20 protein-coding genes are annotated in these 21462 nt (G+C 63.3%); 16 read left to right on the forward strand and 4 right to left on the reverse strand.

Annotated elements, in window-relative coordinates; all coding sequences use genetic code 11:
- Positions 1–51: 51 nt before the first annotated feature.
- Positions 52–666, forward strand: a complete 615-nt coding sequence (gene plsY, locus J2Y48_RS21405) for a glycerol-3-phosphate 1-O-acyltransferase PlsY (protein ID WP_310422250.1) — start codon at positions 52–54, stop codon at positions 664–666.
- A 14-nt stretch (positions 667–680) separates the two neighbouring features.
- Complete coding sequence (gene dprA, locus J2Y48_RS21410) at positions 681–1826, forward strand: DNA-processing protein DprA (RefSeq protein WP_310422254.1); 1146 nt, start codon at positions 681–683, stop codon at positions 1824–1826.
- On the opposite strand, the gene J2Y48_RS21415 is transcribed toward dprA, so the two are convergent.
- Positions 1758–2012 (reverse strand): hypothetical protein, encoded by a 255-nt coding sequence (locus tag J2Y48_RS21415; protein WP_310422256.1) that lies wholly within the window; start codon positions 2010–2012, stop codon positions 1758–1760. The two genes, dprA and J2Y48_RS21415, sit on opposite strands and share 69 nt — an antisense overlap.
- A gap of 233 nt (positions 2013–2245) precedes the next feature.
- Between J2Y48_RS21415 and topA the strand changes: the two genes are divergently transcribed.
- From topA to rpmG, 6 genes are all read left to right on the forward strand, one after another.
- Complete coding sequence (gene topA / locus J2Y48_RS21420; RefSeq protein ID WP_310422259.1) at positions 2246–4924, forward strand: type I DNA topoisomerase; 2679 nt, start codon at positions 2246–2248, stop codon at positions 4922–4924.
- Entirely contained in the window at positions 4921–7275 is a 2355-nt protein-coding gene (gene rnr / locus J2Y48_RS21425) for a ribonuclease R (protein WP_310422262.1), read from the forward strand. Before topA ends, rnr begins: the two co-directional genes overlap by 4 nt.
- 110 nt (positions 7276–7385) lie before the next feature.
- Positions 7386–7835 carry a DUF983 domain-containing protein gene (locus J2Y48_RS21430; RefSeq protein ID WP_405030278.1) on the forward strand — a complete coding sequence of 150 codons (450 nt, stop codon included), beginning with the start codon at positions 7386–7388 and terminating at the stop codon, positions 7833–7835.
- The gene (locus J2Y48_RS21435) at positions 7832–8500 is read left to right on the forward strand and encodes an NUDIX hydrolase (protein WP_310422268.1); all 669 of its coding nucleotides are present in this window, start codon (positions 7832–7834) and stop codon (positions 8498–8500) included. The genes J2Y48_RS21430 and J2Y48_RS21435 overlap by 4 nt, the downstream gene beginning before the upstream one ends.
- 12 nt (positions 8501–8512) lie before the next feature.
- On the forward strand, positions 8513–9697 hold the full coding sequence (locus J2Y48_RS21440; protein WP_310422271.1) for an MFS transporter: 1185 nt from the start codon (positions 8513–8515) through the stop codon (positions 9695–9697).
- Positions 9698–9798: 101 nt separating this feature from the next.
- A complete protein-coding gene (gene rpmG / locus J2Y48_RS21445) occupies positions 9799–9966 on the forward strand; it encodes a 50S ribosomal protein L33 (protein ID WP_258162352.1) in 168 nt (55 codons plus the stop codon).
- Between the two features lie 831 nt (positions 9967–10797).
- Here rpmG and J2Y48_RS21450 read toward each other — a convergent pair.
- Together J2Y48_RS21450 and J2Y48_RS21455 are read right to left on the reverse strand one after the other, a co-directional pair.
- Complete coding sequence (locus J2Y48_RS21450; RefSeq protein ID WP_310422274.1) at positions 10798–12165, reverse strand: PleD family two-component system response regulator; 1368 nt, start codon at positions 12163–12165, stop codon at positions 10798–10800.
- Positions 12166–12180: 15 nt separating this feature from the next.
- Positions 12181–12552, reverse strand: coding sequence for a response regulator (locus J2Y48_RS21455; protein WP_108001214.1), 372 nt, complete (start codon positions 12550–12552; stop codon positions 12181–12183).
- A gap of 142 nt (positions 12553–12694) precedes the next feature.
- Between J2Y48_RS21455 and J2Y48_RS21460 the strand changes: the two genes are divergently transcribed.
- From J2Y48_RS21460 to J2Y48_RS21475, 4 genes are all read left to right on the forward strand, one after another.
- On the forward strand, positions 12695–12991 hold the full coding sequence (locus J2Y48_RS21460) for a DUF3572 domain-containing protein (RefSeq protein WP_310422277.1): 297 nt from the start codon (positions 12695–12697) through the stop codon (positions 12989–12991).
- 17 nt (positions 12992–13008) lie between these two features.
- Complete coding sequence (locus tag J2Y48_RS21465; protein WP_310422280.1) at positions 13009–13647, forward strand: hypothetical protein; 639 nt, start codon at positions 13009–13011, stop codon at positions 13645–13647.
- Positions 13648–13799: 152 nt separating this feature from the next.
- Positions 13800–15086 carry a DNA polymerase IV gene (locus tag J2Y48_RS21470; RefSeq protein WP_310422283.1) on the forward strand — a complete coding sequence of 429 codons (1287 nt, stop codon included), beginning with the start codon at positions 13800–13802 and terminating at the stop codon, positions 15084–15086.
- 114 nt (positions 15087–15200) lie between these two features.
- Positions 15201–16502, forward strand: coding sequence for a L,D-transpeptidase family protein (locus J2Y48_RS21475; RefSeq protein WP_310422286.1), 1302 nt, complete (start codon positions 15201–15203; stop codon positions 16500–16502).
- Between the two features lie 2 nt (positions 16503–16504).
- Here the strand turns inward: J2Y48_RS21475 and hutC are convergent, their stop codons facing one another.
- Entirely contained in the window at positions 16505–17248 is a 744-nt protein-coding gene (gene hutC / locus J2Y48_RS21480) for a histidine utilization repressor (RefSeq protein ID WP_310422289.1), read from the reverse strand.
- A gap of 368 nt (positions 17249–17616) precedes the next feature.
- Between hutC and J2Y48_RS21485 the strand changes: the two genes are divergently transcribed.
- The 4 genes from J2Y48_RS21485 to J2Y48_RS21500 all read left to right on the forward strand — a co-directional run bounded on the left by J2Y48_RS21485 (position 17617) and on the right by J2Y48_RS21500 (position 21458).
- Positions 17617–18150, forward strand: coding sequence for a HutD family protein (locus tag J2Y48_RS21485; RefSeq protein ID WP_405030274.1), 534 nt, complete (start codon positions 17617–17619; stop codon positions 18148–18150).
- A 168-nt stretch (positions 18151–18318) separates the two neighbouring features.
- Entirely contained in the window at positions 18319–19095 is a 777-nt protein-coding gene (locus J2Y48_RS21490; RefSeq protein ID WP_310422295.1) for an ABC transporter substrate-binding protein, read from the forward strand.
- Positions 19096–19205: 110 nt separating this feature from the next.
- Positions 19206–20150: a LysR family transcriptional regulator gene (locus J2Y48_RS21495; RefSeq protein ID WP_310422298.1), complete on the forward strand. Its 945-nt coding sequence runs from the start codon at positions 19206–19208 to the stop codon at positions 20148–20150.
- Positions 20151–20333: 183 nt separating this feature from the next.
- Entirely contained in the window at positions 20334–21458 is a 1125-nt protein-coding gene (locus J2Y48_RS21500) for an FAD-binding oxidoreductase (RefSeq protein ID WP_310422300.1), read from the forward strand.
- The last annotated feature ends 4 nt before the right edge of the window (positions 21459–21462 follow it).

The raw sequence follows: 21462 nt of genomic DNA on the forward strand, positions 1-21462 counted from the left end.
CAGTACTGCGATAGATCATGACCGATCGGCAATCTCGGGGGAAACAGTAGAGTGTCCGACCTATTCACATGGCAGCTTGCGCCACTGCCGACGCTTCTGAGCCTCGCCTTCGGCTATTTGCTGGGCTCGATCCCGTTTGGCCTGATCCTGACCCGCATGGCAGGGCTCGGGGATGTCCGCAAGATCGGGTCCGGCAATATCGGCGCGACCAACGTGCTTCGCACCGGCAACAAGAAGCTCGCCGCTGCCACCCTGCTCCTCGATGCCCTGAAAGGCACGGCCGCCGCCGCGATCGCCTCCCGCTTCGGACTGGATGCCGGGCTCGCGGCCGGGTTTGCCGCCTTCATCGGCCACCTCTTCCCGGTTTGGCTCGGCTTCAAGGGCGGCAAGGGGGTCGCCACCTACCTCGGCATCTTGCTCGGTCTTGTCCCGATCATGCTGGCCGTCTTCGCCGCGATCTGGCTGATCATTGCATACTTTAGCCGCTATTCCTCGCTCTCCGCCCTGGTTGCAACGGCTGCAACTCCGGTTGTATTGTGGTTTTCCGGCAACGAGAAGGTGGCGGTGCTTTTCGCCCTTCTGACAGCAATCACTTGGTGGAAGCACCGCGCCAACATCGGGCGTCTCATCAGCGGTACAGAGAGCAAGATCGGCGACAAGGGCTAGAACCAGGGGGAAACATGACCGACGGCGCAGGCAGGCAGGGAATTGCGCTATCGGAGAAACAGAGGATCGCCTGGCTGCGCCTGATCCGCAGCGACAATGTCGGCCCCGTCACCTTCCGCGATCTCATCAATCACTTCGGCACCGCCGAGGCTGCCCTGGAAATGCTGCCGGAGCTTTCCCGCCGCGGCGGGGCTGCGCGCGCGATCCGGATCGCAAGCCATGCCGACGCCGAGCGTGAATTGGACCTGGCCTACCGCCATAACGCGGTACTCGTCGGCATCGGCGAGCCTGACTACCCGACCTTGCTCCGCAAGACGGACGGCGCGCCGCCCCTTCTGGCGATGAAGGGCAACCTTCGGATCGCCAGTGACGTGGCCGTCGGCATCGTCGGCTCGCGCAATGCCTCGATCGTCGGGGCAAAGTTTGCCGGAATGCTGGCGCGAGACCTTGGGGCTGCCGGATACGCTGTCGTTTCCGGACTGGCCCGCGGCATCGACACCGCCGCGCACCGCGCCAGCCTTGCGACCGGCACCATCGCGACAATGGCGGGCGGTCTCGATCAGCCCTATCCGCCGGAAAATGTCGGCCTCCTCGGTGAGATCACCTCGGGTAACGGACTGGCAGTGAGCGAGATGCCGTTCGGCTGGGAGCCGCGGGCGAGGGACTTTCCGCGACGGAACCGGCTGATCGCCGGAATGGGATTGGGACTGGTCGTGGTGGAAGCAGCCAACCGTTCCGGTTCGCTCATCACGGCGCGCAACGCGGCAGACTTCGGTCGACTGGTCTTTGCCGTGCCCGGTTCTCCGCTCGATCCGCGCGCCCATGGCACAAATGAGCTGTTGAAGGACGGTGCCATCGTCACGACCAGTGCATCCGACATTCTGGACGCACTGGCACCGCTTCATGGTGCGGATCAGTTCCAAACCGTCAGCGGCGCGGACGAGCCTGCAATGGACAGCGGCGACCTCCCCCTCCCTCCGAACGACGGCGATCGTGACCGCATTGCTTCCGCGCTCGGGCCGACCCCGGTTGAGATCGACGAGATCATCCGCCACACCGACCTGCCTGCCGCGACCGTCTATCTCGTGCTGTTAGAACTGGACCTTGCCGGCCGGCTCCACCGCTATTCCGGCGGGCTGGTTGCCCTCGCCATTGATTGACAGCGGCCGCTGACCGGCCAGGATATCACCGGCCTCCAGATAGGCCATTTCGATCAGATAGCGCAGCATTTCGGCGCCCTCGGCATCGGCCACGGCGCGAAGCTCACCGAGCATCTGGCGAATGAAGGCGACTTTCTCCCGCGTTTGCCCACCAGTCGGTACGGGGACCCTCGGTTTGGAATTCATGTCGCGTTCCTGTCTGACTACCGCTTGCATGGCACACGGGAAACGATACAACCTTTATCATAAATTGCAACAGGCTCAAAATCCCCCATAGGTTGCATTGCATCCGTTATTTTGGCTTCGCCTCTTGACCGGGACGCTTTCCCTGTTCATTTCGAGGCGACGACAACGCCGGCGCGCATCGCATATCAAAAGGGCCATCCCGCCGGGAACGCCCCCGGCTTCAGAGAACGACGATGAATGTTGTAGTGGTAGAATCGCCTGCCAAGGCCAAGACAATCAACAAGTATCTGGGTTCAGGCTACAAGGTCCTGGCCTCGTTCGGCCATGTGCGCGACCTGCCCGCCAAGGACGGCTCGGTGCTGCCCGACCAGGACTTCGAGATGTCCTGGGAAGTCGACGGCGCCTCCGCCAAGCGGATGAAGGACATCGCTGATGCGGTTAAGTCCTCCGATGGCCTGATCCTCGCCACCGACCCGGATCGCGAAGGTGAAGCGATCTCCTGGCACGTGCTCGACCTCCTGAAGAAGAAGCGGGTGCTCGGCGACAAGCCGGTCAAGCGCGTCGTCTTCAACGCCATCACCAAGGCCGCCGTGCTCGACGCGATGAAGTCGCCGCGCGACATCGACATCGATCTGGTCGATGCTTACCTGGCCCGCCGTGCGCTCGACTATCTGGTCGGCTTCAACCTGTCGCCGGTACTCTGGCGGAAGCTGCCGGGCGCCCGCTCGGCCGGCCGCGTGCAGTCGGTTGCGTTGCGCCTCGTCTGCGACCGCGAGTCAGAGATCGAACGCTTCGTGTCCGAGGAATACTGGAACATCTCGGCATTGCTGAAGACCCCGCGCGGCGACGAATTCGAGGCACGCCTCGTTTCTGCCGATGGCAAGCGCCTGCAGGCGAAAGCGATCGGCAATGCGGACGAGGCCAACCGCCTGAAGGATCTGCTCGAAGGCGCGAGCTTTCGCGTCGAGAGCGTCGAGGCGAAACCGACGAGGCGCAACCCGGCGCCGCCCTTCACCACCTCCACCCTGCAGCAGGCGGCGTCCTCGAAGCTTGGCTTCTCCGCCTCGCGCACCATGCAGGTGGCGCAGAGGCTTTATGAAGGCATCGATATCGGCGGCGAGACCGTCGGCCTGATCACCTATATGCGTACCGACGGCGTGCAGATGGCGCCGGAGGCGATCGATGCGGCGCGCCAGGCGATCGGCAGCCAGTTCGGCGAACGCTACCTGCCGGAGAAGGCTCGCCTCTACTCCACCAAGGCAAAGAACGCCCAGGAAGCGCACGAGGCGATCCGCCCGACCGACTTCAACCGCGTTCCCGACCATGTCCGGCGTTCGCTCGATCCGGACCAGGCCAGGCTGTACGACCTGATCTGGAAGCGTGCGATCGCCAGCCAGATGGCCTCGGCCGAAATCGAGCGCACGACCGTGGAGATCGACGCCGACAAGGCCGGCAAGCATGCCGGCCTGCGCGCAACGGGTTCGGTCATCCGCTTCGACGGCTTCATCGCCGCCTACACCGACCAGAAGGAGGACGGCGAGCAATCCGACGACGGTGACGAGGACGGCCGCCTGCCGGAGATCAATGCACGCGAAAACCTCGCCAAGCAGAAGATCAACGCCACCCAGCATTTCACCGAGCCACCGCCGCGCTACTCCGAAGCTTCGCTGATCAAGAAGATGGAAGAGCTCGGCATCGGCCGGCCTTCGACCTATGCCGCGACGCTGAAGACCCTGGAAGACCGCGAATACATCGCGATCGACAAGCGAAAGCTGATCCCGGAAGCCAAGGGCCGTCTCGTCACCGCCTTCCTCGAGAGCTTCTTCACCCGCTATGTCGAGTACGACTTCACCGCATCGCTCGAAGAAAAGCTCGACCAGATCTCGGCCGGCGAACTGAACTGGAAGGACGTCCTGCGCGACTTCTGGAAGGACTTCATCGCCCAGATCGACGAGACCAAGGAGCTGCGCGTCACCAACGTGCTGGATGCGCTGAACGACATCCTTGCGCCGCTGGTCTTCCCCAAGCGCGAAGACGGCAGCGATCCGCGCACGTGCCAGGTCTGCGGGACCGGCAAGCTGTCGCTGAAACTCGGCCGCTACGGCGCCTTCGTCGGCTGCTCGAACTACCCGGAGTGCAACTTCACCCGCCAGCTCTCGTCCGAGACGAACGGCGACGCGGAGGCGGCTGCCTCCAACGAGCCGCAGAGCCTCGGCAAGGATCCGCACACCGGCGAGGAGATCACCCTGCGCTCCGGCCGCTTCGGGCCCTACGTCCAGCGCGGCGACGGCAAGGAAGCGAAGCGCTCGAGCCTGCCGAAGGGATGGACGCCTGCCAGCATCGACCATGAGAAGGCGATCGCCCTGCTGTCGCTGCCGCGCGATATCGGCGCGCACCCCGAGTCCGGCAAGATGATCTCCACCGGCATCGGTCGCTACGGACCATTCGTGCTGCACGATGGCACCTATGCAAACCTGGAAAGCGTCGAGGACGTGTTCTCGATTGGCCTCAATCGTGCCGTCTCGGTTCTGGCCGACAAGCAGACCAAGGGCGGCGGTGCCCGCGGCCGGGGAACGCCGGCGGCCCTCAAGACGTTGGGAGACCATCCTGACGGCGGCGCCATCACCGTCCGCGACGGCCGTTACGGCCCCTATGTCAATTGGGGCAAGGTCAACGCCACTCTGCCGAAAGGCAAGGAGGCGGACTCGGTGACACTCGAAGAAGCGCTGGTGCTGATCGCCGAAAAGGCGGGCAAGAGCGGTGGAACGAAGGCCAAGGCCAAGTCCGCCTCCCCCAAGGCCAAGACCACCGCCGCGAAAACTACGACCTCCAAGGCCAAAACGACGAAGACCGCCAAGGCGACCGGCACGAAGGCCAAGGCCACCGGTAAAACCAAGAAGGCAAGCGAATGACGCATGATCCGCGCGACCGGTCGAGGCAAACAAAACGGCCCGGCCGCGCGGGCCGCGACCTGCCGCCCGGCGCCGACGTTCCGCTGATCCACGGCGAAATCCCGCCGCGCGAGGTGCTGCTGCGGTTCATCGCCGATCATCCGGACAAGGCCTCCAAGCGCGAGATCTCCAAGGAGTTCGGCCTCAAGGGCGAAAAGCGGGTCGAACTGAAACAACTACTGAAGAGTTTTGAGGAGGAAGGCCTACTGGAGAAGCGGCGCAAGTCGCTGGTCCGTCCCGGCGCACTTCCCCCGGTCGCTGTCCTCGACATCACCACGCGCGACGTCACCGGCGAACTGATCGGCCGGCCGGCCGAGTGGCTGGAGGATGCGGGCGTGGCGCCGGCCGTGGCCATCCGGCAATCTACCGTCGGCAAGACCTCGGGCAAGGGTCCCGTCGCAGGCCTCGGCGATCGCGTCCTGGCCAAGATCTTCGCGGCCAAGGATCGCGGCGGCCCGGCCTATACCGCGCGCATCATCAAGGTCCTCGACAAGCGCAAGAATGCCGGCATGGGCGTGTTCCGCGCGATGCCAGACGGCGGCGGCCGCATCATGCCGATCGAGCGGCGTGGCGAGGAACTGTCCGTCGACAGCGATTTCACTGCCGGCGCGAAGGACGGCGACCTCGTCGAAATCGACGTCGTTCGCATTGGACGCTATGGATTGCCGCGCGCACAGATCAAGTCGGTCATCGGCTCGGTGGCCTCTGAAAAAGCGATCTCGATGATCGCAATCCACGCCCATGGCATTCCCCACGTTTTCCCGGACGGCGTGATCAAGGAAGCAGCCGATGCCGGGCCGGCGACGATGTCGCACCGCGAGGACTGGCGTGACCTGCCACTGATCACGATCGACCCGGCAGACGCCAAGGATCACGACGACGCCGTCTATGCCGAGGCCGATACCAGCCCCGAGAACCCCGGTGGTGTCATCGTCACGGTGGCGATTGCCGACGTCAGCTACTATGTCCGCCCCGGTTCGGCGCTCGATCGGGAGGCCCTCAGGCGCGGAAATTCCGTCTACTTCCCCGACCGCGTCGTGCCGATGCTGCCGGAACGAATTTCCAACGATCTCTGCTCGCTGAAGGAGGGCATCGATCGCCCTGCTCTGGCCGTGCGCATGGTCTTCTCCAAGGAAGGACGCAAGGCAAGCCACACCTTCCACCGCATCATGATGAAAAGTGCAGCCAAGCTCTCGTATCAACAGGCGCAGGCTGCGATCGACGGCGCGCCCGACGACAAGACCGCGCCGATCCTCGAGACGATCCTGAAGCCGCTCTGGAACGCCTACCGGATCATGACCGTCGGCCGCGACCGGCGCCAGCCGCTCGAGCTCGACCTGCCGGAGCGCAAGATCCTGCTGAAGGAAGACGGCACGGTCGATCGTGTGTTCGTCCCGCCCCGCCTCGATGCCCACAAGCTGATCGAGGAAATGATGATCCAGGCGAACGTCGCCGCCGCCGAGACGCTCGAGAACAAGCGGCAGGCACTGATCTATCGCGTCCACGACGCGCCCTCGCTTGCCAAGCAGGAAACCCTGCGCGAGTTTCTGGCGACATTGGACATCGCGCTCGTCAAGGGCGGGAACATGCGATCGAACCACTTCAACGGCATCCTCAAGAAGGCCGCCGAGAAGCCATACGAGCAGATGGTCAGCGAAATGGTGCTGCGCTCCCAGAGCCAGGCCATCTACAGCCCGGAGAACATCGGCCATTTCGGCCTGAACCTGATGAAGTACGCGCACTTCACCTCGCCGATCCGCCGCTATGCCGACCTGATCGTACACCGGGCCCTGGTCGCCTCGCTGAAGCTGGGTGAAGGGGGACTGACGACCGGTGAAGAACAGGCGCTGGACGACATCGCCGCGGAGATCTCGACCTTCGAGCGCCGCGCCATGGCGGCGGAGCGCGACACGGTGGACCGGCTGATCGCCCATCATCTCGCCAGCCGCATCGGCGAGGAATTCGACGGCCGGGTGTCGGGGGTCACGAAGGCGGGACTATTTGTCACTCTCCCCGCCTATGGCGCCGACGGCTTCGTGCCTGTATCTACACTCGGCCGTGATTATTATCTGTTCGACGAGGCGCATCAGGCGCTGACGGGAGAAAAGACCGGCCTTGGCTTTCGATTGGGGGATGAGGTGCAGGTCCGGCTCGCAGAGGCCGTGCCGCTTGCCGGAGCCCTGCGGTTCGAAATGTTGAGCGAGGGGCGCAAGATGCCAACCGGCACGCGCTCCTTCCACAAGGCGGGTCGGCGCGAACGCGCCGGCTCACGGCGCCAGCCCGGTACGCGCCCGCCGCGCGGCAGACGTTAGAACACACGGCGTCCACGGCGACGCGCATCTAAGACTTGAAGCCACGCCGACCGCGACCGAAAGTTGGCAGGCGCTAGGCCGGCAAGTGGCGCCGGCAGAAGGACATGGATATGCAGGCGACGTTTCAACAGACGAAAATTGGTCCGGACGCTTCGGGATACGACCGTCCGGTCGGCCGGGCGATCAAACGTGGTCTGCTCAACCGCTGCCCGGCCTGCGGTGAAGGACGCCTGTTCAAGGCGTTTCTCAAGCCGGTCGACGACTGTTCTGTCTGCGGCGAGGAGATGCTGCATCACCGCGCCGACGACCTGCCGCCCTATATCGTGATCACCATCGTCGGTCATATCGTTATCGCTGGCTACATGATGACCGACCTCATCTTTCCGTTCCCCACCTGGGTGCACCTTGCGATCTGGGCTCCCCTGACACTCCTGGGGGCGCTAGGCCTCATGCAGCCGGTCAAGGGCGGCGTGATCGGCCTGCAATGGGCACTCAAGATGCATGGTTTCGGCGGCGAAACCGACAAACTCGCGGGTCCGCATCACGACCCGGCCGCATGACGAAACCTGCCCCCCTGCGGCCGGTCGATGCCGCCTCTGTCCTCCTGATCGACCGATCGCTGGACCGATTTCGCGTTTTGGTGGGCAAGCGCAGCAGCAAGCACGTCTTCATGCCGGACGTCTACGTCTTTCCGGGCGGTCGCCGTGACCGCCACGATTCGCGCACGCCCGTCAGCGCGCCGCTGCATCCAGCCGCCATCGAGCGGCTGCTCTTGCACACACCGGCACGAACAAGGCAGGCGACGCTGCACGGGCTCGGCGTTGCGGCCCTGCGCGAACTTCACGAAGAGGCCGGATTGACCATCGGCAATCACGTCTCCGGCAAACCGGGCGCGTTGCCCTTTCTCCCCGATCTCTCGGCTCTGCGCTTCTTCGCCCGCGCGATCACCCCGCCGGGCCAATCGCGTCGGTTCGACACGCGTTTCTTCGCCCTGTTCACCGATGAAGCCGAGATCGACCCGACGGCAGCAGCAGACAGTCACGAACTCCTGGATCTGCGCTGGATCGACATATTCGAGCAGTTAGATGTCGATATGCACATGATCACCATCCAGGTGCTCGAAGAACTGAAGCGGTGCCTGCAGGAGGACCCGTCCCTGCCGTTCGGGACACACGTGGCTTTCTTTCGGAACCATCGCGGGCAGGTTGTCCGCAATACGCTTTAAGGCCATGTGCTGATGTCAAAATCGCAGTCCGGCAAAAAGACCCCGGTGGACAGCATTCACTGGCGTTCGCTCTTCGCTGCGATCGCGGCGATTTCGGCCGTCGGCATTGCGATCGGCCTTGGCCTGCCGCTACTCAGCATCATCATGGAAAAGCGCGGCATTCCCTCGACGCTGATCGGCCTGAATTCCGCGATGGCGGGCATCGCTTCGATGCTCGCAGCCCCCTTCACCACGCAGATCGCGCATCGGTACGGTACATCGACCACGATGGTGACGGCGATCGTCCTGGCCGCCGCCAGTTCACTCGGCTTTTACTTCATCCAGAATTTCTGGCTGTGGTTTCCGCTGCGCCTGGTGTTTCACGGCGCGATCACGATGATCTTCATCCTGTCGGAGTTCTGGATCAACGCCGCCGCCCCGCCGCGCCGGCGCGGGCTGGTGCTGGGCATCTACGCGACCGTGCTCTCGCTGGGCTTCGCCGCTGGCCCGCTCCTGTTCTCCCTGCTCGGCAGCGACGGGCCCCGCCCCTTCGCCGTCGGTGCCTTTGTAATCCTGCTTGCGGCCGTCCCCATCCTGATCGCCCGCAAGGAAAGCCCGACCATCGAGGAAAAGCCTGAACTGCATTTTCTGCGCTACGTCTTCCTCGTGCCCACGGCCACGGCTGCCGTGTTCATCTTTGGCGCGGTCGAAGTCGGAGGCCTGTCGCTGTTTCCGATCTATGCGACGCGCATCGGCTTCAGCGAATCGCAGGCGGCCCTGCTCCTCACCGTCATGGGAATCGGCAACTTCATCTTCCAGATCCCGCTCGGCATGCTCTCCGACCGGATGAAGGACCGGCGCAGCCTGTTGTCGATCATGGCACTGATCGGCCTGATTGGCGCGGCGTCACTGCCGCTCCTGGCGGAAAACTGGCTGCTGATGGCGACGGTACTGCTGTTCTGGGGCGGCTGCGTGGCCGGTCTCTATACCGTCGGCCTCAGCCATCTCGGATCCCGCCTCCACGGCGCCGACCTTGCCGCTGCCAACGCTGCCTTCATCTTCTGCTACGCGGTGGGCACCGTCGCCGGACCGCAGGCGATCGGCGCGGCCATCGATATTGCCGGCGCGAACGGCTTTGCATGGGCAATCGTGTTCTTCTTCGGACTCTATGTCGCACTTTCCCTTGCGCGCATGGCAATGCGGCCAAAACGGGCTTGACTTTTCGGGCGCGATTTGTAGTTTCGCGCCACATTTAGAGTTCAACGCCGTGGAACCGGACTGGTCGTCCACGGCTTCGTTTTTGTAAAGGCAGGACGACCATGGCCAAGGCTACCACCATCAAGATCAAGCTGCTGTCGACGGCCGACACCGGCACTTTCTACGTCACGACGAAGAACAGCCGCACGATGACGGAAAAGATGACCAAGACGAAGTATGACCCGGTCGTGCGCAAGCACGTCGAGTTCAAGGAAACCAAGATCAAGTAAGCCTGATTTCTTCGGTCCTTAAAAGGGCGCCCGCGCAAGCGGCGCACCCTTTTTCATGTCCGGTACTCCACCCGACAAGCACCGGACACCACCGCCTTGCAAGCGATCCCAGCACAAAGTCTTTCAATGGAGGATGGTGAAAACCACGACGCCGCCTCCTTTCGGAAGCGGCGTCAAATGGGGGCCGGCTGAGGAAGACCACGGCACGAGGATTCCGCTTATGTCGTCACCAGCCGGCCGACCCCACGACCCAGGAGATGCGGCGGACCTAGCATCATGGGGTAACGTAACCGGTAAGGAGCTCTTACGCTCACCTTTAAGGAGAGGATTGCGCGGAATTGAAAAAAAATCAACGAAATCTTAGGCGCCGCCGACGCACCGCCAGCAGCCATGGTTAATTCGTTTGCCTACACCACAGGGAATCAGGCGAAGAAAACGTTATGATTTACAACAATATTTATCGGCGAAATCAACAACCCCCAGATGCATATCGCCGGTACTATATGCCCTGACGCCGGGTAACCCCATCCACCCCGCATTCAGAAGACATTGAATACATTAACAAACCCAAACAGTATTATAAATTACTAAAAGTAGCCTGGACGGAAAATTTTCGGCTCTCACTACAACACATGGGTTAGCAAGCGCTGCCGGCTTGCTGCGCCGGGGAAACTTGACCCGTGATCAGGTTTCGCCAAGGAAAGCTGTGGAAAACAAATTCTGCATGGAGACTGTGCTGTATTTGCCACGCAACGCACCCTGCGATTCGATCGGTGAAACGACTGTGCGGGCAAAAGGGCACCGGCGAAGGCCGGCCAGGGATATGAGTTGCTACGCGGCGGCGGCCACAACGCGGTTGCGGCCGCTTCGCTTGGCTTCGTAGAGCGCCTTGTCCGCGCGCTTCATCAGCCCGTCGGGCCCGTCACTATCCGAAAGAAGCGACGCGATACCAAGCGAAGCCGTCACTTGCAGGGCGGCTGCGACGCCTGGAACCGAAAAGGGTTCCTGTTCGATCGTCATCCGCAGCCGCTCGGCGACGGCCGTTGCCGTCTCAGCCGAGGTATCCGGCATGACAAGCACAAATTCCTCTCCGCCGTACCGGCATGCGAGATCGGCGCCGCGCACGGCGGTCCGCAACCTGTTTGCGAACTCGCGCAGGACCGCATCGCCGACATCATGGCCGTACGTGTCATTGATGAGCTTGAAGCGGTCGATGTCGGTGATGCAGATGGACATCTCGCGACCACGCGCCATCGAGCGGTCCACCAGAAGCTTCAGATGACTGTCGAGATAGCGGCGATTGTGCAATCCGGTCAGGCCGTCGATGACCGCGAGCTCGATCGACTGGGTCACGCTGGAGCGAAGCCGGTCGTTGTACCGTTTCCTGCGGATCTGGGTCAGGCTGCGGGCCAAAAGCTCATTCGGCTCGATCGGGCGCATCAGGTAGTCGGTCACGCCAAGATCGAGGGCGCGAACCACCATGTCGTCATTGTCCTGTTCGGAGATCAGCAGGATCGGCAGGTAGCGCGTGCGCTCCAGCGACCGCAATTGCGAACACAGCCGCAGGGGATCGTACTCGGTGAAATTGGCGTTGACGATGACGAGCTCAAATGGATTTTCTGCAGCCTCGAACAAGGCCGCCTGCGGATCGGACATGCAGGTGACGTCAGCAATCGGCCGAAGCGCGCGGACGATCCGCTCCTGTGAGCTGCCGCGGCCGTCCACGAGCAGGACCGAGCCGGGTTCGTCGCCGAGGGCAGCAACAAGCCCCGCCTCCACGCCAATCGCGTGAGCGGCCGCCGCCCGTCCCCTCAGTTCGTCGGTCAGGGTCTTCAGCCGCACCAGGCTCTTTACCCGCGACATCAGCTGCAGGTCGTTCACCGGCTTGGTCAGGAAGTCGTCGGCCCCGGCCTTGAGCCCCCTCACCCGGTCGGAAGGCTGGTCCAGCGCCGTGACCATCACGACGGGAATATGCGCCGTGCGCGGATTGTCCTTGAGCCGCTCGCACACCTCGAAGCCGTCGATGCCCGGCATCATCACGTCGAGAAGGATGAGGTCGACCTGGGTTCGTTCGCAGATCGCAAGCGCATCGTAGCCGTTTGCCGCCGTCAGCACGTCGAAATACTCGGCCAGAAGCCGTGCCTCCAGCAGCTTGACGTTGGCGGGAATGTCATCGACGACGAGGATGCGTGCTGTCATCGTCCCGTCCCCGCCTCAGGCATCGCCCAGATAAGTCTTGATCGTCTCGATGAACTTCGGCACCGAAATCGGCTTGGAGACGTAGGCCTCGCATCCCCCCTGGCGGATTCGCTCCTCGTCGCCCTTCATCGCGAAGGCCGTGACGGCGATCACGGGGATGACGTGCAGTTCATCGTCCTCCTTCAGCCACTTCGTCACCTCGAGGCCGGAAACCTCGGGCAACTGGATGTCCATCAGGATCAGATCTGGGCGGTAGCGGCGGGCGAGATCAAGGGCTTCCATGCCATTTCTGGTCTGGATCGTCGTATAACCGGACGCCTCGATGAGGTCCCGGAAGAGCTTCATGTTAAGCTCGTTGTCCTCGACTATCATCACCTGTTTCGGCATTACACGTCCTTGCCCCTCACTCCAGCTTTGCAACGCCCCCGAGAGAGATATAAGTTGCCGCAATGCCGAATTCACCCAGCACAATCCTTGCGAAGATAGCGGCATTTGGTTGACCAAAAGGTAACTTTTCCGGGAAATTGCCATGCAAAGCCAAAAAGATACATCGGCCCAGGCCGCCGAATCGACGGCGATCGCAGTCCTCGCCTGGCTGGCCGCTGAACCGGAACTTTTGTCCCGCTTCCTGGCCTTGACCGGTGTCGACCCCTCGGACGTGCGCGCCGCGGCAACCAACCGCGGTTTCCTTGCCGGGCTTGTCGACTTTCTCATGGGCCACGAGCCGACATTGATGGCTTTCTGCGAGGCGACCGGAACGAAACCGGAGCAAGTGGTGCGCGCACACGCCAGCCTCAGCGGTGGCGGCCACGACAGCGGCTGGTGATGGCCAGGGACCCCGTCATGCTCGACCACATTCGCCTTGGCGACAGGCCGCTGCTCGTCTGCGATATCGATGAGGTCGTGCTCGAATACCTTTCGCCGTTCGGCGCCTTCCTGCGGAGCCACGGCCACGACCTGCTGCCACGCTCCTTCCGGCTGCACGGCAACATCATCGACAGCGCAACCGGCGAGGCCGCCCTCGATGCGGTCGTCGATGCGCTGCAGGAGGATTTTTTCGCCACGCAAGAAGCCTGGCAGATGCCGGCCGCCCTTGCCGTCGAAACGGTTCTGGCCCTTGGCCGCGATGCCGACGTCGTGTTCCTGACCGCCATGCCGCCCCGCCATGTCGCGGCGCGCCGGCGCCTGCTCGACCGTATCGGCCTCGCCTTTCCCATGGTGGCGACGGAGGAGGCGAAAGGCCCCGTCGTCCACGCCCTGCACGGCGCCCGAACCCTGCCGCTCGCATTCATCGACGACATCCACTTCAATCATCTGTCCGTCCAGCAAAGCGCCCCCGAGGCGCTGCTCGTGCGGTTGATGGCCAACGAGGCGTTCCGCGCGATGGCACCCGACCCGGGCGCGAACGTCCTGCGCGCGACCGACTGGAGCCACGCCGCGCGGCTGATCCGCAGCCACTTCGCAAAACCGGCAGGCGGGTGATGCGAGTGCCGGGCCGCGCCGCCGAGCACGCGCTCGGAAATAGCCACGACTGCCCTCCTCCAATCTCATGCAATGCTGCTGGGTTCAAACGCGGCTCTTGAGACTCATCAACCTGGAAGCTAATCTGCGGCCGTTCAACCTTTGTTCTCGACATGCAGCAAGCAGAGACGCATCATCCTGGTTTTTGTCGCGATTGCCTCGCCGGGCAGCCGCCAACGCAACGCCGTTGCCAAAAGTGCGGCAGCCCCCGCCTCGTTTATCATGACGAGCTCTACGCCCTGACGCTCGCCCACATCGATTGCGATGCCTTCTATGCCTCGATCGAGAAGCGGGACAATCCCGAGCTTGTCGACAAGCCGGTGATCATCGGCGGCGGAAAACGCGGTGTCGTCTCCACCGCCTGCTACGTCGCCCGCATCCACGGCGTTCGGTCGGCGATGCCGATGTTCAAGGCGCTGGAAGCCTGCCCGCAGGCGGTCGTGATCAAGCCGGACATGGAGAAGTATGTTCGTGTCGGCCGCGAGGTCAGGACGCTGATGCAGGAACTGACGCCACTCGTGCAGCCGTTATCGATCGACGAGGCCTTTCTCGAACTCAAGGGCACCGAGCGGCTGCACCACGATCCGCCGGCCCGCGTGCTCGCCCGCTTCGCCCAGCGGGTGGAACGCGAGATCGGCATCACGATCTCGATTGGTCTGTCCTACTGCAAGTTCCTCGCCAAGGTCGCCTCCGACCTGCAGAAGCCGCGCGGCTTCTCCGTCATCGGCCGGGCCGAGGCGATCGAGTTCCTGCGAGCGAAATCCGTTCGCCTGATCTGGGGTGTCGGCAAGGCGTTCGCCGAGACGCTCGAGCGCGACGGCATCCGCGAGATCGGTCAACTCCAGACGATCGAGGAAAACGAGTTGATGCGACGCTACGGTATCATGGGCAAGCGGCTCTACCACCTCTCGCGCGGGCAGGACGACCGGGAGGTCCACCTGAACGATGCGGCCAAGAGCGTCTCTTCTGAAACGACCTTCTTCGACGACATCTCCGCCCAGGACGATCTCGTCACACACCTGCGCCGACTGAGCGAACAGGTGGCGGTCCGCCTGCGCAAGGCCGACATCGCCGGTCACACGGTCGTCCTGAAACTCAAGACCGCCGACTTCAAGAGCCGCACGCGCAACCGCAAGCTCGAAGACCCGACGATGCTCGCCGACCGGATCTTCCGCATCGGCATGGAATTGCTGAAGAAGGAAGTCGACGGCACCAAGTTTCGCCTGATCGGCATCGGCGTCACCGACCTCTGCGATCCGCAGCGCGCCGACCCGCCCGATCTCGTCGACCCGGCCGCCAGCCGGCGCGCCGCCGCCGAGGCGGCGATGAACTCCTTGCGCGACAAGTTCGGCAAGACGAGCGTCGAAACGGGTTACACCTTCGGCAAGGACCGCCGGTAACGATACGCGGCAGTTTTGCTTGCGCGGCGGCGACAATCGGCAATCATATAGGCTTCCTTAAAGGTGAGGCGGTAGCCTCGGCATATCCCCAGTATCGCGTAAGGGACGGGACTCATGCTTTTGCGCCTCGCCACCGGGATCGGAATCCTCGCCCTGACAGCCACCACCGCGCTCGCCGCAGCGATCGAAGGGCCACTGCAGGTCATCGTTTCGAGGGACCAGCAGACGCTGAAGGTCTACGACGGCGACAGGATGGTGGCGAGCACGAGCATCTCCAGCGGCATGCCCGGATTTACCACGCCGACGGGCATCTTCTCGATTCTGGAGAAGAAACCGATGCACTACTCCAACATCTATGACGAGGCGCCGATGCCTTTCATGCAGCGGCTGACCTGGTCGGGCATCGCCTTGCATGCGTCGGATCATGTACCCGATTACCCCGCCTCTCATGGCTGTGTCCGCATACCCGGCAAGTTCGCAAGGGAGCTCTTCAGGATGACTCGCCTCGGCGGCCATGTTCTGGTTGCGGGCCGCGAGGTCGAACCCCGGCCGATCGAGCATCCGGCCCTGGCCCTGCTCAGTTCAGCACACCATTCCTCCGACACGGCGCTGCTGTCGGGTGTGACGCTGCGAACAGCAATACCTGAGACCTCGACCGACGCCGTTCCGATCGCCATCGACGAGCCCACCACCACCGAAAGCATCGCGCGCACACCGCCGGCGGAACCGGTGCGCATCCTCATGACACGCCGGACCGGAAGCGACACGCTCAAGGACGTGCAGGAAATGCTGAACGGGCTCGGCTACGATGCAGGCGTGCCGGACGGGAAGCATGGGGCGCTGACGATCGCTGCGATCCGCGCCTTCCAGGCGGCCGAGGGGCTGGCCGTAGAGGGAACCTTCACGCCGATCTTGGCCGAAGCGGTTTTCCGAAAGGCGGGCCGTGACCTGCCTCCGAACGGCAAGCTCTTCGTGCGCAGAAACTTCGACCCGATCCTGGAAGGCAATATCACCATCATCGAGCCGCAACTCGAACTCGGAACGCACTTCCTGCTCGCCCGCGGGGTCGACGGCGGGGACGTCGACTGGCTCGGGGTGACGATGGACAACGACCTGCCCTACGGCGTGCGCGGCAGCCTCGGCATCAAGGATCCAGGCATCATTGAAGTGTCGACCGCAGAGGATCCAATCGTGAGCGCTCTGGACCGAGTTGCCATCCCCGCGGAGTTGCGCCAGCAGATCGCAGCACTCGTCGGCGTCGGCGCGTCGATCACCATATCGGATGCCGGCTACGAGGCGGAAACCGGAAGGGGGACGGATTTCATCACACTGACCAATGCCAATGGATTCCGCTCGCCATTCGCCCCTTCGACCACGCCGCGGAGGAAGGAATCATCGGTTCTGACAATCGAGTGAGCTCACCCCTTCGGATGCGTCGGCGCGAATTCGGCGACCAGTTCGTGGCTTTCGCCGGGATAGGTCAAATGAACATGGGTGAGATAGCTGCCACCGCTCCAGGTGCGGCGTTCGATCACCAGGCAGGCGGCCCCGGGGGCGATGCGCAGCAGGTCGGCGACACGTTGTTCGGCGGCAACGGCACGGATCCGATGCTCGGCAGCGCTCCACGGCACCTGTCCAAGCAGCCACTGGCCGGCGGACGCTGTATCGAAGGCCTCCCCTGCCGCCTCCGGGACTGCCTGCAGATTAATGATACGCTCCTCGAGGCAGAAGGGCCGCGCGCCCGCATGGTGGAGCGCTGAAAGCTCTATGAGCTTCGCCCCCGCCGGCAGGTCCAGCAGCTTCCGGTCGCCAACCTTCGCCGCGCGCTCCAAACGCGCCAGCCTTTCATAGCGGTACGGCAGTCCGAGCGAGCGCACCTCCGCCTCGATGTCGTGGATCTCCAGGACCGCCGACTGGGCGTGGGGCTGCGTGACAAAGCTTCCGGACTTGCGGCGCCGCTCGATCAGCCCGCGCTTGACGAGTTCGGTGATGGCCTTGTTGACCGTCATGCGCGAGCAACCGTAGTGCTCGGTCAGCTCGTGTTCGAAGGGGATACGGAAACCCGGCGGCCATTCACCCGATAGGATCTTGCCTTCCACCTCCTCGAGGATGCGCCGATGTAACGACGGCTCCCGGGGTACAGGCACATTGATGTCATCCATGTCGGCGACGCACGCCTCCCGCTGTTGATCTCTGTACGCGCAACCTACGAGCGCGATCAGTGGATCAATCGACAATGATTATGTATATACAATACTCATAGCCAAGGGAAGCAAGAAACAATGTCGGCGGCACATCGGAGATGAAAATGAATGGAGGGACGGACGCGACTGCGCGCGAGATGCGTCTTGAGGGCCTCCTACGAAGAGATTGTCCGCGCCGGCGGCGGCTCCACCGTCACCTCGGTGGCAAGCGAAGAGGCGTTGGACAATCTCGGTTATCCTGTCGAGAACCGTTGCGGTATACTGGCTCACAAACGTTGCTATGGAGTACGACCATGCATATCGTTCGCTCAGAGGAATATCGTCGGATGCGCTGGAAGGATGGCAACGGGGAAACCGCGGAGATCGCCGTGTTTCCGCCGGATGCCGGCCTTTCCGACTTCGACTGGCGCGTGAGCATGGCGACCGTCGCGAACCCCGGCCCCTTCTCGCAATTTCCCGGGATCGACCGCACACTGGTGATCGCCGAGGGCGAAGGCATGACGCTGGAGCTCGAGGGGCGGCCCGCAGTCACGCTGACCCGGAAAAGCGATCCTTTCGCCTTTCCCGCCGACATCGTGACCAACGCCTCGCTGGTGAAGGGTCCGATCGTCGATCTCAACGTCATGAGCCGACGCGGGCGTTGGACCCACCGGCTGGAAAGATGGCACTTCGAAGGCCAACGGCATTTCGACGCCCCGGGCGGCGTGACGATACTGATGTCGCTCGGCGATCTACGCGCAGATATTGGCAGCCACGCCGCCGAACTGCGCCGGTTCGACTGCCTCTTCATCGAGGGCGTCGTGCTGCTGACGACGGACATGCCGGTGGAAGGCTATCTCGTCCGGTTGACGCAAGTCTGAGGTCACGTCTTGCCCGCACGGGCCGAGGCATCTGCCAGCGGTTGGACGGCGCGCGCATAAGTCGAAACAATATCTGCTATAATGCCTATCTATTTCGTTTATGCCGGGCGCGGCGCTAGGCTCACCGCACCGACTGCGAACAACTCAGAAAACAACAGGGGAATAGTCATGCAGAAGAAGCTCGTCGCCTTGGCGTTTGCCGCCACAACCTTGCTTGCCGCGTCCGCCTCCGCCGAAACGCTGAAGATCGGCACCGAAGGCGCCTATCCGCCCTTCAACTACCAGGATTCAGCCGGACACCTCGCTGGCTTCGACGTCGATATCGGGCTGGCGCTCTGCGCGAAGATGAAAGTCGAATGCGAGGTCGTGGCCCAGGACTGGGACGGCATCATCCCCGGCCTGCAGGCAAAGAAGTACGACATGATCATCGCGTCGATGTTTATCACCGACGAACGCAAGAAGCAGGTGTCCTTCACCGACCCCTACTATCTCGCCGCCATGACCCACGCCGCCCCGAAGAGTGCCAATATCACCGACTTCACCAATGAAGGCATGAAGGGCAAGACGATCGGCGCCCAGTCCGGCACGACGCAGGCCAACTATGTTGCCGCCGTCTACCCCGATGCCGACATCAAGCTCTATCCGACCCAGGACGAGGTGAACCTCGACATGGCCAACGGTCGCCTGGATCTCCAGGTTGGCGACATGATCCCGCTTCTCGACTGGGTGACGAAGAACGAGGACGGCAAGGCCTGCTGCGAGCTGATCGGCGAGCCGATCACCGACAAGAAGTTCGTCGGCGACGGCGTCGGGATCGCCGTGCGCCAGGAGGACAATGCCCTTCGCGAACGCCTGAACCAGGCCCTGAAGGACATTCGTGACGATGGCACCTACCAGAAGATCAATGACAAGTATTTCGCCATCGACGTCTACACGATGAAGTAAAAAAGGCCTCATCCCGCATGCGGGCCGGCGGCGGAAGCGCCTCCGGCCCATTCTCGTGGCCGCTCGAAAAAAACCGTTCTGTTTCCCGAGCTTATGCGCTAGCGTCCCCCATGCCGACCAACCGCCTCGAACGCTTCGCCCACAATCTCGACTGGAACCTGCTTCGCACCTTCGTCGTCCTGGTGGAGGAAGGCAGCATCACGAAGGCCGCGAACCGACTTCTCCTCCAGCAACCCGCCGTCAGCATGGCACTGAAGCGGCTGGAGCAGACGGTCGGCTACAAGTTGATCGACAGACGGCCAGGTCGGTTCGAACTGACCGACGCGGGCGAGCGGCTTCACGCGCTCTGCCGCGACATCTTCACATCAGTCGTCCGCCTGCCCGAAGCAATGGAGCCGACCGGCGAAGAAGTTTCCGGCCATATCACCATCCACACCGTCAGCCACGCGCTGAACCCGGAATGGGACAAGGCGCTTGCCTCCTTCTTCCGGCAGCATCCGCGCGTGACCGCCGGCGTCCGCGTTGAGACGACCTCCGATGTCATCCGCTCGGTGGAGCGCGGCATCGCCACACTCGGAATCTCGGACGGGATAATTCCGGCGGGGCTCGACAGGGAGCCCTTCTGCATCGAGACCTATGCGCTCTATTGCGGCCGCGGCCACCGGCTCTTCGGCGTCGATGGCGTGCGCATCGAGGAACTGCGCGGCGAACCCTATGTCAGCTTCATATCCGACGTGCTGGGCGGTCCGCACATGGGACCGGTCACCGCTGTGCGTGCGGTCGGCTCGTTCGGCCAGGAGGTGCGCGCCATTGCCTTCAACGTCGAGGAGGTCATGCGCCTCGTCGTCGCCAATGCCGGCATCGGCATGCTGCCGGTGCACCTGACCGGCCCGGCCCGGACAGCCGGCGACCTGTGGCAACTGCCGCCCTATGGCGACCTGCCGCAAACGGAAACTTTCCGCATCACCAATCCCAGCGCCACGCTCAATCCCGCCGAGCGGGCCTTCCTTGCTCATGTGAGCGACGTCCCACTCTGGCGGCACCCGAATGCATAATAAGCAGCCGCATAAACGGCATTGATAGCTGCCTTCAGGGCTATAAATTTGAACGCGTACTGCGGCTCGCCTAGACAGGGCCAATGGTCGCGCCGACGTTGCAAGTTCTTGGCGACGGAAGCGCAAAAAAATCCGGCCATCGGATGGGCGCGACCGCGCGCAACGAGCCTGGAGGGGGATATCATGCAGCATTATGATGTGGCTATCGTCGGTGGCGGGATCGCCGGTCTGTCGCTTGCGCACTTTCTGGCCCCTTCGCGAACCGTCGTCGTGCTGGAGCGTGAGACGGCGCATGGCTACCACAGCACCGGCCGGTCCGCTGCCGAGTTCACGCTGCGCGACAATGCCCCCGAGGTGAATGCGCTCGCGCGCATCAGCCACGCCTTCATGGAGAACCCGCCGGAGGGTTTTGTCTCGGTACCCCTATTGACCGCACGCGGCAGCCTGTGGATCGGCACCGTCGGCAAGGAAGAGGCCATCGCACGGGCGCGGCAGGCGGCGGAAGCGGCGGGCGTAGCCGTCGTGCCGCTGACCGTCGAGGAAGCGCTGCTGCGCGTGCCGTTCCTCGATCGGGACTATGTGGCCGCCGCCTATTTCGATCCCAACTACTGGGATATCGACGTTGATGCCTTGCTGCAGGGCTATGCGCGCTCCGCCCGGCGCGCCGGCGCTGAACTCGTGACCGGCGCGGAACTGCTCGGCGCGCGCCAGGAAGACGGGCGCTGGAAGGTGGAAAGCTCCACCGGCGCATTCACGGCCGACATTGTCGTCAATGCGAGCGGCGGCTGGGCGGATACGGTTGCCCAGCGCTGCGGCGTGGCACCCGCGGGCATCGTCCCGCATCGTCGCACCGCAATCACCGTCGATCTTCCCGCCGACATCAATGTCGCGGCGCTGCCGGAGATCAACGAGATCGACGAGATCTACTACTTCAAGCCGGATGCCGGCCGGCTGCTCGCCTCGCCCGCGGACGAGACACCCTGCGAACCCGCCGACGTCCAGTCGGAGGAACTCGACGTCGCCTATGCCGTCCACTACCTCGAGGAAGCCACGGACCTGAAGATCGGCCGCATCGCCAGCAGTTGGGCCGGCATGCGCAGCTTCTCCGCCGACCGGCTGCCGGTAATTGGTCCGGCCAAGGACAATCCCGCCTTCTTCTGGCTCGCAGGCCAGGGCGGCTATGGCATCCTCACCTCACCCGCATTGGGCCAACTCGCAGCGAACATGATCACCGAACAGCCGCTGCCGGAGGTTTTTGCGCGCGAGGGGATCGAACCGGCCGCCTTTTCGCCGGGTCGGTTCGGCTGAGACC

The sequence above is a fragment of the Mycoplana sp. BE70 genome (genome assembly GCF_031455855.1).
Taxonomy (GTDB): Bacteria; Pseudomonadota; Alphaproteobacteria; order Rhizobiales; family Rhizobiaceae; genus Mycoplana.